This window comes from Streptomyces yaizuensis, from assembly GCF_034961445.1.
Taxonomy (GTDB): domain Bacteria; phylum Actinomycetota; class Actinomycetes; order Streptomycetales; family Streptomycetaceae; genus Streptomyces; species Streptomyces yaizuensis.
The window spans coordinates 727730-739491 of the sequence record NZ_BSBI01000002.1; the positions used below are offsets into that span (position 1 = coordinate 727730).

General features: G+C 73.4%; 13 protein-coding genes. 6 read left to right on the forward strand and 7 right to left on the reverse strand.

The window, feature by feature from the left end; translation table 11 throughout:
* The first annotated feature begins 65 nt into the window (after positions 1–65).
* Positions 66–743, forward strand: coding sequence for a DUF998 domain-containing protein (locus SYYSPA8_RS06995; protein ID WP_323446068.1), 678 nt, complete (start codon positions 66–68; stop codon positions 741–743).
* On the forward strand, positions 743–1813 hold the full coding sequence (locus SYYSPA8_RS07000) for an alpha/beta fold hydrolase (protein WP_323446069.1): 1071 nt from the start codon (positions 743–745) through the stop codon (positions 1811–1813). The genes SYYSPA8_RS06995 and SYYSPA8_RS07000 overlap by 1 nt, the downstream gene beginning before the upstream one ends.
* On the opposite strand, the gene SYYSPA8_RS07005 is transcribed toward SYYSPA8_RS07000, so the two are convergent.
* Positions 1734–2153, reverse strand: coding sequence for a CBS domain-containing protein (locus SYYSPA8_RS07005; RefSeq protein ID WP_323446070.1), 420 nt, complete (start codon positions 2151–2153; stop codon positions 1734–1736). The two genes, SYYSPA8_RS07000 and SYYSPA8_RS07005, sit on opposite strands and share 80 nt — an antisense overlap.
* Before the next feature lie 137 nt (positions 2154–2290).
* Here SYYSPA8_RS07005 and SYYSPA8_RS07010 point away from each other — a divergent pair, with 137 nt between their 5' ends.
* Positions 2291–2749 (forward strand): DUF5990 family protein, encoded by a 459-nt coding sequence (locus SYYSPA8_RS07010; protein ID WP_323446071.1) that lies wholly within the window; start codon positions 2291–2293, stop codon positions 2747–2749.
* 23 nt (positions 2750–2772) lie between these two features.
* Here SYYSPA8_RS07010 and SYYSPA8_RS07015 read toward each other — a convergent pair whose 3' ends face one another.
* The 3 genes from SYYSPA8_RS07015 to SYYSPA8_RS07025 form a co-directional block, all read right to left on the reverse strand.
* Positions 2773–3456 (reverse strand): DUF305 domain-containing protein, encoded by a 684-nt coding sequence (locus tag SYYSPA8_RS07015; RefSeq protein ID WP_323446072.1) that lies wholly within the window; start codon positions 3454–3456, stop codon positions 2773–2775.
* Positions 3456–4106 (reverse strand): DUF3105 domain-containing protein, encoded by a 651-nt coding sequence (locus SYYSPA8_RS07020; RefSeq protein WP_323446073.1) that lies wholly within the window; start codon positions 4104–4106, stop codon positions 3456–3458. The genes SYYSPA8_RS07015 and SYYSPA8_RS07020 overlap by 1 nt, the downstream gene beginning before the upstream one ends.
* 137 nt (positions 4107–4243) lie before the next feature.
* On the reverse strand, positions 4244–4618 hold the full coding sequence (locus SYYSPA8_RS07025; protein WP_323446074.1) for a hypothetical protein: 375 nt from the start codon (positions 4616–4618) through the stop codon (positions 4244–4246).
* 263 nt (positions 4619–4881) lie between these two features.
* On the opposite strand from SYYSPA8_RS07025, the gene SYYSPA8_RS07030 reads away from it, so the two are divergent.
* Together SYYSPA8_RS07030 and SYYSPA8_RS07035 are read left to right on the forward strand one after the other, a co-directional pair.
* The gene (locus tag SYYSPA8_RS07030; protein WP_323446075.1) at positions 4882–6243 is read left to right on the forward strand and encodes a glutamine synthetase family protein; all 1362 of its coding nucleotides are present in this window, start codon (positions 4882–4884) and stop codon (positions 6241–6243) included.
* A 122-nt stretch (positions 6244–6365) separates the two neighbouring features.
* Positions 6366–6602 carry an antitoxin gene (locus tag SYYSPA8_RS07035; RefSeq protein WP_323446076.1) on the forward strand — a complete coding sequence of 79 codons (237 nt, stop codon included), beginning with the start codon at positions 6366–6368 and terminating at the stop codon, positions 6600–6602.
* A 66-nt stretch (positions 6603–6668) separates the two neighbouring features.
* Here the strand turns inward: SYYSPA8_RS07035 and SYYSPA8_RS07040 are convergent, their stop codons facing one another.
* On the reverse strand, positions 6669–7100 hold the full coding sequence (locus SYYSPA8_RS07040) for a VOC family protein (RefSeq protein WP_323446337.1): 432 nt from the start codon (positions 7098–7100) through the stop codon (positions 6669–6671).
* Positions 7101–7189: 89 nt separating this feature from the next.
* Entirely contained in the window at positions 7190–7714 is a 525-nt protein-coding gene (locus SYYSPA8_RS07045) for a pyridoxamine 5'-phosphate oxidase family protein (RefSeq protein ID WP_323446077.1), read from the reverse strand.
* 287 nt (positions 7715–8001) lie between these two features.
* Between SYYSPA8_RS07045 and SYYSPA8_RS07050 the strand changes: the two genes are divergently transcribed.
* Positions 8002–10992, forward strand: coding sequence for a bifunctional [glutamine synthetase] adenylyltransferase/[glutamine synthetase]-adenylyl-L-tyrosine phosphorylase (locus SYYSPA8_RS07050; RefSeq protein ID WP_323446078.1), 2991 nt, complete (start codon positions 8002–8004; stop codon positions 10990–10992).
* A 28-nt stretch (positions 10993–11020) separates the two neighbouring features.
* Here the strand turns inward: SYYSPA8_RS07050 and SYYSPA8_RS07055 are convergent, their stop codons facing one another.
* Positions 11021–11632: a TetR/AcrR family transcriptional regulator gene (locus tag SYYSPA8_RS07055; RefSeq protein ID WP_323446079.1), complete on the reverse strand. Its 612-nt coding sequence runs from the start codon at positions 11630–11632 to the stop codon at positions 11021–11023.
* Positions 11633–11762: the final 130 nt, after the last annotated feature.

Genomic DNA, 11762 nt, shown 5'->3' on the forward strand with positions numbered 1-11762 from the left:
TACCCCCACCGGGTATACGTGACCCGAGGGGGGCGGGCGCCGACGCGTCGGCGATCATGGGGCGTATGACCGCAGTCGTCCTGATCGCCCTCGGCGCGCTCCTCTACAGCGCCTGGCTCCTCGAAGCCGTCCTGGACACCGGGATCGACCCGGTGTCCGCCTATGTGAGCGAGCTGGCGGCGCAGGACCAGCCCTTCGGCGAGCTGTTCCGCGCCACCGACCTCGTCGCCGGGCTGCTGGTGCTCGCCGGGGTCCTGTTCGCGCTGCGCCGGGGCCCGCGCCGGCCCTGGGAGCTGGCCGGCTGGGCCGGGACCGCCCTCTTCGGCGCGGCCACCGCCGTCGACTCCCGGCTCCCGCTGAGCTGTCCGCCCACCACCGACCCCGCGTGCGCCGTCCGCGAGGGCGCCGGACTCGTCCCGACCACCCACACGGCGCACGCCGTCAGCTCCTCCCTCGCCATGACCGGGGCGGTCATCGGCATGATCGCGCTGACCGTCGCCGCCCGCCGCTACGGCCGGTGGCCCGCGCTCGCCCGGAGCGGACCGGTGCTCGTCGCCGTGGAACTCGCCGCCGGCGGCTGGACCCTCGCCTCCGTCGCCGCCTTCGAGGCCGGGCACGGCACCTACGGCCTGGGCGTCGGTCAGCGGATCCAGGTGCTCGTCGTGGCAGTCTGGCTGGGAGTCCTCGCGCTGTCCCTGGCGCGGGAACGGACACGCGGGCGGACAGCGAAGGCGGCGGTCTGATGGGCGGCGACGGCGACGGTGACCGTGATGGCGACAGGCCGTACGGCAGCGGTCACGGTGGTCACGGTGGTCACGGCGGCGCGTACGACGTGAAGGCCCACGGCGGGCGGTTCGTCGCCGTCGGCGGCGTACCCCACCACGTGGTCGTCGAAGGCACCGGACCCGTCTGCGTGCTCTCCGCCGGCCTCGGCCTGAGCTGGTTCGACTGGGACCCCGTCGTCCCCCTGCTCGCCCCCCACCGCACGGTGGTCCGCTTCGACCGCCCCGGCCACGGACTCAGCGGCCCCGCCGCCGGACCGCCCTCCGCCGCCGGTGAGGCGCACCGGATCGCCGCCGTCCTCGACGCGCTCGGGCTCACGGACCCCGCCACGATCGTCGGGCACTCGATCGCCGGGTTCCACGCCGAGGCGTTCGCCCGGCTCCACCCCGCCCGTACCGCCGGGGTCGTCCTCGTCGACTCCAGCGTGGAGGAGCACGCCCGCATCCCGGCCGCGCCCGCCGTGCGCACCGCCGCCGCCCGCGTGCTCGGCCGGGGCGCCATCGCGCTGGGGATCCCGGCCGCGCTCGGACCCCTCGCCCGCCGCGCGGCCGTACGCCTCGCCCGCGCCGCCGGCGGCGACCCGGCCCCCGCCGCCCTGGTCCGCCGCTGCTACCGCACCTCACGGGTGACGCGGGGCGTCCTCCTGGAGAACGCCCACTACGGGGCCGTCGCCGCCGAACTCCTCGCGCTGCGCGCCCGGTCCCCGCTGCCGGACGCGCCGGACGCGCCGGTCACCGTGCTCGCCGCCACGGACGGCGGACGGCGCTGGACCGCCCGGCAGCGCGGTCTCGCGCTGGAGCTGGGGGCCCGCTTCCGGCAGGTCGCGCCGGCGGGTCATCTGCTGATGCTGGACCGGCCCGACGCGGTGGCCCGCGCGGTCCTCGGGCAGCCGGAGCCAGAACCGGAACCGGAACCGGAGCCCGAACCGGACTCGCGGCCGGAACCCGTGCTCAGCTCCTCGCGTACACCCGCTCCACCCACCCCGCCAGCTGCTCGTCCGAGAGATGCCGCGCCAGGTCCGCCTCGCTGATCATCCCCACCAGGCGCTTGTTCTCGATCACGGGCAGCCGGCGGATCTGGTGCGACTCCATCTCCTGGAGCACCGCGTCGACCTCCGAGCCCGCGTCGATCCAGCGCGGGGTGCCCTGCGCCATGTCCCCGGCGGTGACCTTCGCCGGGTCGTGGCCCCGCGCCACGCAGTTGATCACGATGTCCCGGTCGGTGAGGATGCCGCACAGGCGCTCGTCCGCGTCGGCGATGGGCAGCGCGCCCACGTCCAGCTCGCGCATCAGCTGCGCGGCCCGGTCCAGCGTCTCGTGCGCGGGGATCCACTGGGCCCCGGCGTGCATGATGTCCTTGGCTGTGGTCATGTTCTTCGAGCCTCCTTGGCCATGGACGGATGGGAGCGACCTCATGGTGGTCGCCGTTCCCTGAGTACCGCGACCGGTGTAGGCCAAACGGGTGAGGCCGGGGAAGGCTCCGGCCCGGGGGAGTGGAGAGAGTCGTCATGGCTGCACTGACGCTGAGAATCACCGGGCGTGATCTCCCGGGCGCCGTGTGCGGCGACTTCCGGGACGTCCATGTCGGCGCCCAGCGCGGCCGTGAGCCGGTACAGCTGGTTCGCGCGGACGCGGCCGAGGCCGTCTTCGTCGTCCCGGTGGAGACCGTCCCCGGCCCGGATGGCACCACGGACTTCCGCGGCCCGTACGTCCAGGGCCCGCGCGGCTCCCGGTTCATCTATCTGACCTGGGGCGAGCTGCCGCCGGGCGGGGAGTTCACGATGTTCCGGCGGCTGAAGTTCTTCCTGGCCGACCTGGCCGACCTGGCCGACCTGGCGCCGGAGGCCGCCGGGGGCGGTGTCGCCGAGACCCGGATCGGGCTGACCGACGAGCACGGGCTGCCGCTGTGCGCGGGGGCCCGCCCGCCCCGGATCGCCTGGCGGCTGACCGGGGCGGACGGCGGCTGACCCATGAGGCAGGTCCTGACCTGTCAGGTCCTGACCTGGGCCCCGCGCTTCTTCAGCAGGTCGACCATCAGCTCGACCTCCGAGCGCTGCGCGTTCACCATCCCCTGCGCCAGCGACTTCTCCGTGTCCACCGTGCAGAGGTCGACACAGCCCTGGGCCATGTCCACGCCGCCGTTGTGGTGGACGATCATCAGCTGGAGGTACTCGATCTCGGCGGCCCGGCCGCTCAGCTCGCCCAGCCGCTCCAGCTGCGCCTGCGTCGCCATCCCCGGCATCGGGGCCGTGTCGGCGTCGCCGGAGCTATTGGCGCTGGCGGCGTCCTTCGTGCCGTGTCCGGCGTGCGCGCCGCCGGCCTTCGCCATCCACGCCATCGGCGCCTCGCCCGGGGCGACCTTCGGCAGCCCCCACAGGTCCAGCCAGCCCATCATCATGCCGCGCTGGTTGGCCTGGGTGTTGGCGATGTCGTACGCCAGGCTGCGGATCTCCTCGTTCTGCGTGCGGTCGCGCACGATGAACGACATCTCCACCGCCTGCTGGTGGTGGACGGACATGTCCCGGGCGAAACCGGCGTCGGCCGATGCCGCGTCCGGGGTCGCGGGCCCGGCGGGTCCGTCGTCCTCGCCGGCGACCACGGTGGCCGTCCCGGCGAAGAGCAGCGCCAGCACGACCGCCGCGATGGACGCCCAGTGGGTACGGGTCATACCCATCACTTGGCGCTCACACCGTTGGTGCACGCGGCACCCGGCTCCGGGGTCTGCGGGCCGTTCACGTACTTCCCGAGGAACTGGTCGACGCGCTTGTCACCGGCGCTGTCCACGCTGACCTGCTTGCCCCAGGCCGTCATCATGAGCGGGTCCTTCTGGTCCTTGACCGGGCTGATGAAGGTGTACGAGGTGTCCTTCACCCGCTTCTCCAGCTTCTCCACGTCGGCCTTGGGGGCCTTGTCGTTGTACGTGATCCACACCGCGCCGTGCTCCAGCGAGTGCACCGCGTTCTCGTTGGGGACCGGCTCCTTGTAGACCTGCCGGTCGCAGTTCAGCCACACCTTGTTGTGGTCGCCGCCGACCGGGGGCGTCTGCGGGTAGGTGACCGGGGTCTCGACATGGGTCTGGCTGAGCTTCTTGAAGGACTTCTCGCCGGATATCGGCTGGGCGAGCAGCTTCTCCTCGGCCTTCTTCTCCTCGTTCTCCTTGTTCAGCACATAGCCGCCGAAGCCGACGAGACCGGCCACGACCACGCCGCTGATGGCGATGGTGATGACGCGGTTGCGGCGCTCGCGGGACGCCTCGGCCTTCCGCATGGCCTCGATGCGGGCGCGGCGGTCGTCGTTGGTCTTGCGGGGGGTACGGGAACCCATGGTGATGTCGTCCTTCGTCGTGGGGTGATCAGGAAACGATCGAATGATCGGAGGTGGAGCGGGGCGGAGCGGGAGCCTGTCTGATGGATCAGCGGGGCGCGGCCGTGCCGGGCCCGTCCACCGGCGATGGACGGGCCTTATGTCCGCAGCACCTGAAGGACGTGCAGGTCGGGGGCGCGCGACCGGACGGGTGTCGCCGGGGCCGCCCCGGCCGCGGCCGACCGGTCCGGCCGGGGCGCGGGCTCCTCGGCGGCGGGGACGGAGTCCGGGGGCGGCACGGTCAGAACGGCGGCGGAGAGCACCGGCCGCAGCCCGCAGGAGCCGTTCTCGTACGGGCACGAGAAGGCCGGGGCGGACTGTGCGGCAGGCGTCAGCGTGATGCCGGGCCCGTGGTGGTCGTCCGGCGTCGTCGCGAGGCAGAGGAAGAGCGCGCCGAGGAGCGTCGCCACAGCACTCAGCAGTGCCGTGGGACGCTGGTTCGGCGGACGGTGTCCGGACGGCGAACCCCCCATGTCCGCAGATCGTAGCGAGCGGAGCCGCCGCGCACCTCATACGGGGCGCCGGGGCACCGCCCACAGGGCGCCGGGGCGGGCCTCCCGCCCGTGGCCGGGGACGTGCCGGGGACGTGCCGGGGATCCGCCGGGGACCTTCGGGGTCGTTTCACCGGGAGCGCTGACCCACAATGGGGCTTGGCCGCGGGTTCGCAATGTGCCGGAAACCCGCGGATGGGATGCTCGGCGGGGCAGGCGGCTTGACCAGCAAGGATTGGGTGGAAATGGATAAGCAGCAGGAATTTGTGCTCCGCACGCTGGAAGAGCGTGACATCCGGTTCGTGCGCCTGTGGTTCACCGATGTGCTCGGCTTTCTGAAGTCGGTCGCGGTGGCCCCCGCCGAACTCGAACAGGCGTTTGACGAGGGGATCGGCTTCGACGGCTCGGCGATCGAGGGCTTCGCCCGGGTCTACGAGTCCGACATGATCGCCAAGCCGGACCCCGGCACCTTCCAGATCCTGCCCTGGCGGGCGGAGGCCCCCGGCACCGCGCGCATGTTCTGCGACATCCTGATGCCGGACGGCTCGCCCTCCTTCGCCGACCCGCGCTTCGTCCTCAAGCGGGGTCTGGCCAAGGCCTCCGACCTGGGCTTCACCTTCTACACCCACCCCGAGATCGAATTCTTCCTGCTGAAGGACAAGCCGCTGGACGGCTCCCGCCCGGTCCCCGCCGACAACTCCGGCTACTTCGACCACACCCCGCAGAACGTCGGCATGGACTTCCGCCGCCAGGCGATCACCATGCTGGAGTCCATGGGCATCTCGGTCGAGTTCAGCCACCACGAGGGCGCCCCCGGCCAGCAGGAGATCGATCTGCGGTACGCGGACGCGCTCTCCACCGCCGACAACATCATGACCTTCCGGCTGGTGATGAAGCAGGTGGCGCTGGAGCAGGGCGTCCAGGCCACCTTCATGCCGAAGCCGTTCAGCGAGTACCCCGGCTCCGGGATGCACACCCACCTCTCGCTCTTCGAGGGCGACCGGAACGCCTTCTACGAGTCCGGCGCCGAGTACCAGCTCTCCAAGGTGGGCCGCTCCTTCATCGCCGGCCTGCTGAAGCACGCCGCCGAGATCTCCGCCGTCACCAACCAGTGGGTCAACTCCTACAAGCGCATCTGGGGCGGCTCCGCCCGCAGCGCCGGCGCCGGCGGCGAGGCCCCCTCGTACATCTGCTGGGGCCACAACAACCGCTCCGCGCTGATCCGGGTCCCCATGTACAAGCCGGGCAAGACCGGCTCGTCCCGCGTCGAGGTCCGCTCCATCGACTCCGGCGCCAACCCCTATCTGACCTACGCGGTCCTGCTCGCCGCCGGACTCAAGGGCATCGAGGAGGGGTACGAGCTGCCGGCGGGCGCCGACGACGACGTGTGGGCGCTCTCCGACGCCGAGCGCCGGGCCATGGGCATCGAGCCGCTGCCGCAGAACCTGGGCGAGGCCATCTCCCTGATGGAGCGCAGCGAGCTGGTCGCCGAGACGCTGGGCGAGCACGTCTTCGACTTCTTCCTGCGCAACAAGAAGCAGGAGTGGGAGGAGTACCGCTCCGAGGTCACCGCCTTCGAACTGCGGAAGAACCTGCCGGTGCTCTGAGGCCCGGCCCCTCGCTGCCTGCCGCCCGCCCGGGGCCCGGCTCCCGCCCGCCCGTCGGGATGCGGAGCGCTCCGGGTGCGGCCACCCTTGAGGTGGGGGAACGAGGGCGAAGGGAAGAGTCCATGTCCATGCTGGACAAGCTCAAGCAGATGCTCAAAGGCCACGAGTCCAAGGTGGACCAGGGGGTCGACAAGGCGGGTGACGCGTTCGACGCGCGGACGAAGGGGAAGTACAGCCGCCATGTCGACACCGCCCAGGAGAAGCTGAAGGGCCAGTTCGGTACGGGGAGCCAGGCGGGGCGGCCGCCGAACGAGCCGCCCGCGCAGTCGCCGCCCACCCAGCCGCCGGCCGGGGGCTGACGGCCGGAGGCTGATGCAGACCCCGGCCCCGGGGTGCGTCGGAGAGCCGCCCCGGGGCCGGGCCGGTCAGCGCTCCGAGAGCGGGGCCGGCGCCTCCTGGACCGCCCAGCCGTTGCCGTCGGGGTCGCTGAAGAAGCAGAACGAACTCCAGACGCCCCCGAAGCCCTCCTCCCAGCCCGCCGCGCCGATGGTCTGGACCGGGGTGACCGCGACCCCGCGCCCGATCATCGCCTCCCGGGCCGCCGCCAGGTCCGTGACGCAGAGCTGGAGGCCGTGCAGGCTCCCCGGGGCCATCGAGGTCTGGCCGGGCGCCTCGGGGAAGCCCGACATCAGCGCGATCGAACAGCGCGAACCCGGCGGGGTGAGCTGGACGACGCGGACGCCCGGCGACACCTCCTGGTCGACGTCGACCGCGAAGCCGCACCCCTCCGCGTAGAACTTCTTCGCGACCTCCACGTCCGAGACCGGCACCCGGACCACTTCGAGCGTCAACTCCACTGCCACCGACGTCCTTTCGTACACCTGTTCGTATATGCGTGTCCCATCATGGCCCCGGCACCCGGGCGGAGGAAGCGGTTCCGCCAATATCACCGGCCCGCTCGGCCGGTGAACTCCCACCGGGTCTGGCCGTACGGGTCACGGGCGAAGCCGAACGCCGTGCGCGGCTCCACCCGGAACACCAGCGCCCGCCCGCCGCCGCCCACGAAGGCCCCGTCCCGGACCCCGAACGTCCACTCCTCGCCGTACTTCGCGGTGTACGCGCCGGCCAGCGCCCGCAGCCGGTCCTCGTCCTCGACCCGCACCGCCGTGCCCTCGACCACCAGGTCGAGCCCCGCGTCCAGGGCGTTCGAGCCGGTGGTGAGGACCACTTCCGGGTTCTCCCGCAGATTGAGCGCCTTGCGTTCGGCGGGGCCGGTGCAGAAGTGCGGCGCCCCCTCGTGCCAGACCGCGAGCAGCGGGGTGACGTGCGGACGCCCGTCGGGCCGTACCGTCGACAGCCAGAAGATCCCCGCCGCCGCGAGCAGCGCCTCCGCCTCGGGCCAGGCCACCGCCGTGGCCTCCCGCGCGCTGTAGCGGGCGTCCAGCGCGGTCCTCGGAACACTCTGCGGCATGCTGCTCTTCCTTCCTGACGCCCGCGAACCCCGCGGGCCGGGCCGGCGGCGGCCGCCACCGGAGGGGGAGACCGCGCCGGAGGCCGGTACTCATCGCCGCGGGGCGGGCGGCGTGGGCCAAGGGGCCCTGCCTGGGGCTAGTCTCGATCCCACGGGTCTTGATCGCAGGACTGCGGGATCGCGGAACTGCGGGATCGCGGTACGCACGGCCCGCGGGCGACGCTCAAGCGGGCCCGGCCACAGCGCGGACGCGACGCAGACGGATCGCGGAACGAGGAGACGGCGGGATGACGGCGGTGCCGGGGCGCAGGAGCAGTACCTTCACGAGGCTGCTGCGGCACGGCTTCACCGACCCCGGTGGCGCCGAGCAGCTGCTCGACCTGGACGAGATGGCCCCCGTACGGGAGGACTCCGTCCTGCTCGACGCCCTCGGCGCGAGCGCCGACCCCGATCTCGCCCTGCGCGGCCTGGTCCGGCTGGTCGAGGCCCAGCGCGCGTCCGACCGGCAGGTCCTCCTCGACACCCTGGTCACCGCCAAACCGCTGCGCGACCGCCTCCTCGGGGTCCTGGGCGCATCCGAGGCCCTCGCCGACCACCTCGCCCGCCACCCCGGCGACTGGCGGGCCCTCGCCACCTACGAGTCCACCGACCTCCACCCCGGCGTCGAGGAGTTCGAGGAGTGCCTCGGCGACGCCGCCGACCCCGTGGCCCTGCGCATCGCCTACCGCCGCTGCCTGCTCTCCATCGCCGCCCGCGACGTCTGCGGCACCATCGACCTCGCCGAGACCGCCGCCGAACTCGCCGACCTCGCCACCGCGACCCTGCGGGCCGCGCTCACCATCGCCCGGCTCGCCGCGCCCGACGACGCCGGACAGTGCCGCCTCGCCGTCATCGCCCTCGGCAAGTGCGGCGGCCAGGAGCTGAACTACGTCTCCGACGTCGACGTCGTCTTCGTCGCCGAACCGGCCGGCGGCGCCGAGGAGACCGACGCGCTGCGCGCCGCGACCCGCCTCGCCTCCCACATGATGCGGATCTGCTCGGAGACCACCGTCGAGGGCACCATCTGGCCGGTCGACGCCAACCTCCGCCCCGAGGGCCGCAACGGGCCGCTGGTGCGCACCCTCTCCAGCCATCTCGCCTACTACCAGCGCTGGGCCAAGACGTGGGAGTTCCAGGCCCTGCTGAAGGCGCGCGCCGTCGCCGGCGACCCGGCGCTCGGCCAGAGCTACGTCGACGCCGTCTCCCCGCTGGTGTGGCAGGCCGCCGAACGCGAGAACTTCGTCGCCGACGTGCAGAAGATGCGCCGCCGGGTCATCGACAACATCCCCGCCGACGAGGTGGAACGCGAACTCAAACTGGGGCCGGGCGGGCTGCGGGACGTCGAGTTCGCCGTCCAGCTGCTCCAGCTGGTGCACGGCCGCAGCGACACCACCCTGCGCAGCGGATCGACCCTCCAGGCCCTCGCCGCCCTCGCCCGGGGCGGCTACGTCGGCCGCGTCGACGCCGCCCAGCTCGACGACGCGTACCGCTTCCTGCGCTCCATGGAGCACCGGATCCAGCTGTACCGGCTGCGCCGCACCCATCTGGTCCCCGAGGACCCGGCCGATCTGCGCCGCCTCGGCCGCTCCCTGGGGCTGCGGATGGACCCCGTCTTCGAACTGAACCGGGAGTGGCGCCGGCACGCGGCGGTGGTGCGCCGGCTGCACGAGAAGCTGTTCTACCGGCCGCTGCTGGACGCGGTGGCGCAGCTCGCCCCCGGCGAGGCCAGGCTCAGCACCCGGGCGGCGGGCCAGCGGCTCGAAGCCCTCGGGTACGCGGACCCGTCGGCGGCCCTGCGCCATCTGGAGGCGCTGGCCTCGGGCGTCACCCGCAAGGCCGCGATCCAGCGGACCCTGCTGCCGGTACTCCTCGGCTGGTTCGCGGACTCCGCCGACCCCGACGCCGGGCTGCTGGGCTTCCGCAAGGTGTCCGACGCGCTCGGCAAGACCCCCTGGTACCTGCGGCTGCTGCGGGACGAGGGCGCGGCGGCCGAGAACCTGGCCCGGGTGCTGTCGGCGGGCCGGTTCGCCCCCGATCTGCTGCTGCGGGCCCCGGAGGCCGTGGCCATCCTGGGCGACCCCGGCGGTCTCAAGCCGCGCGGCCGGGGCCATCTGGAGCCGGAGATCCTGGCCGCCGTCGGCCGGGCGCAGAGCGCGGAGGACGCCGTCGCGGTGGCCCGCGGGGTCCGCCGCCGGGAGCTGTTCCGTACCGCCGCCGCCGACCTCATCGGCTCGTACGGCACCGAGGACCGGCCGGCCGCGAGCGACACCGGGGCCCTGGTCGACCAGGTCGGCCAGGCGCTGACCGACCTCAACGCGGCCACCGTCGCGGGCGCGCTGCGGGCCGCCGTGCGCGAGCGCTGGGGCGACGAGCTGCCGACCCGGTTCGCCGTCATCGGCATGGGCCGCTTCGGCGGCCACGAACTGAACTACGGCTCCGACGCCGACGTGCTCTTCGTCCACGAGCCGAGGGAGGGCGTGGACGAGCAGGAGGCGGCCCGCGCCGCGAGCACCGTCGTCTCCGAGATGCGCCGGCTGCTCCAGCTGCCCACCGCCGATCCGCCGCTGCTGATCGACGCGGATCTGCGGCCCGAGGGCCGCAACGGCCCACTGGTGCGCACGCTCTCCTCGTACGAGGCGTACTACCGGCGCTGGTCGCTGGTGTGGGAGAGCCAGGCGCTGCTGCGGGCGGAGCCGATGGCCGGCGACCGGGAGCTGGGTGCCCGCTTCATCGAGCTGGCCGACCCGCTGCGGTATCCGGCGGAGGGCCTCGGGGAGGGCGCGGTGCGGGAGATCCGCCGGCTGAAGGCGCGCATGGAGTCCGAGCGGATGCCGCGCGGCGCCGACCCCACGCTCCACACCAAGCTGGGGCGCGGCGGGCTGAGCGACGTCGAATGGACCGTCCAGCTGATCCAGATGCGCCACGGCTGGGCGGAGCCGGGGCTGCGGACCACCCGTACCCGCCCGGCGCTGGCCGCCGCGCACCGCGCCGGTCTGATCGCCACCGAGGACGCGCAGATCCTGGACGAGGCGTGGGTGCTGGCGTCCCGGGTGCGCAACGCGGTGATGCTGGTACGCGGCCGGGCGGGGGACACCTTCCCCTCGGACGGGCGGGAGCTGGCGGCGGTGGGCCGCTATCTCGGGTACGAGCCCGGGCACGTCGGGGACATGCTGGACGACTACCGCCGGACCACCCGGCGGGCGCGGGCCGTGATGGAGACCCTGTTCTACGACGCGTGACCCCGTCCGCCGCGGCGCGCGCGGGCGGTCAGGACCCCTCGTCCAGCAGCGCCCGGAAACGGTCCAGACAGGCGCCGAGGGCCAGCTCGAAGGAGGCTTCGCGCCCCTCGGGACCGGCGGCGAGCGCCCGCGCCAGCAGCGGCGTCCGTGCGGTGTCGTCGCCCAGCTCCCACATGGTGTCCGGGGCCGCGAGGTCGAGCGCCGAGCCCAGGACCAGGTTCTCCAGGGCGATGATCACCGTCAGCACGTCCCGGGCGGCGAAACCGGCGTCCAGGAGCGCGCGGACGGCCGCCTCGTACTGGCCCAGCACCCGGGGCGCGCGCACCGGCGCCGCCATCAGCAGGGGGATCGCCCGGGGGTGCGCGGCGAAGGCGGCCCGGTAGGAGCGGGCCCAGGCGGCCAGGGCGGCGTCCCAGGGGAGCGCCCCGAGCGCCGAGGCGTCGATCGCGGCGCAGACCCGTTCCCGCAGCAGCTCCACGATCCCGTCCCGGCCGTCCACATGGTGGTACAGCGAGGCGGTCCGCACCCCCAGCTCCCGGGCGATCGCCGGGACGCTGAACTCTCCGTGCTCGTCGACGAGTCGAAGGGCGACGGTGGTGATGCGCTCCCGGTCGATCAGTGGTGTGCGCGGCCTTCCCATGTGCCGACTCTCTCCCCGCCTCTCCCCGCGTCCGTCCCCGCGAGGTCTTCCCTGTCCTGTCCCGCGGAGGTTACATTGCCCGAACCGAAAGCCTTTAGGTTTCCTGGTCCGCTCCGCCGTGCCCGGGGAC

What these genes read in the sequence shown, in the direction of transcription:
- SYYSPA8_RS06995 (WP_323446068.1), top strand. Translation starts at nt 66, where the DNA reads ATGACCGCAGTCGTCCTGATCGCCCTCGGCGCGCTCCTCTACAGCGCC.
- SYYSPA8_RS07000 (WP_323446069.1), top strand. Translation starts at nt 743, where the DNA reads ATGGGCGGCGACGGCGACGGTGACCGTGATGGCGACAGGCCGTACGGC.
- SYYSPA8_RS07005 (WP_323446070.1), bottom strand. Translation starts at nt 2,153, where the DNA reads ATGACCACAGCCAAGGACATCATGCACGCCGGGGCCCAGTGGATCCCC.
- SYYSPA8_RS07010 (WP_323446071.1), top strand. Translation starts at nt 2,291, where the DNA reads ATGGCTGCACTGACGCTGAGAATCACCGGGCGTGATCTCCCGGGCGCC.
- SYYSPA8_RS07015 (WP_323446072.1), bottom strand. Translation starts at nt 3,456, where the DNA reads ATGGGTATGACCCGTACCCACTGGGCGTCCATCGCGGCGGTCGTGCTG.
- SYYSPA8_RS07020 (WP_323446073.1), bottom strand. Translation starts at nt 4,106, where the DNA reads ATGGGTTCCCGTACCCCCCGCAAGACCAACGACGACCGCCGCGCCCGC.
- SYYSPA8_RS07025 (WP_323446074.1), bottom strand. Translation starts at nt 4,618, where the DNA reads ATGGGGGGTTCGCCGTCCGGACACCGTCCGCCGAACCAGCGTCCCACG.
- SYYSPA8_RS07030 (WP_323446075.1), top strand. Translation starts at nt 4,882, where the DNA reads ATGGATAAGCAGCAGGAATTTGTGCTCCGCACGCTGGAAGAGCGTGAC.
- SYYSPA8_RS07035 (WP_323446076.1), top strand. Translation starts at nt 6,366, where the DNA reads ATGTCCATGCTGGACAAGCTCAAGCAGATGCTCAAAGGCCACGAGTCC.
- SYYSPA8_RS07045 (WP_323446077.1), bottom strand. Translation starts at nt 7,714, where the DNA reads ATGCCGCAGAGTGTTCCGAGGACCGCGCTGGACGCCCGCTACAGCGCG.
- SYYSPA8_RS07050 (WP_323446078.1), top strand. Translation starts at nt 8,002, where the DNA reads ATGACGGCGGTGCCGGGGCGCAGGAGCAGTACCTTCACGAGGCTGCTG.
- SYYSPA8_RS07055 (WP_323446079.1), bottom strand. Translation starts at nt 11,632, where the DNA reads ATGGGAAGGCCGCGCACACCACTGATCGACCGGGAGCGCATCACCACC.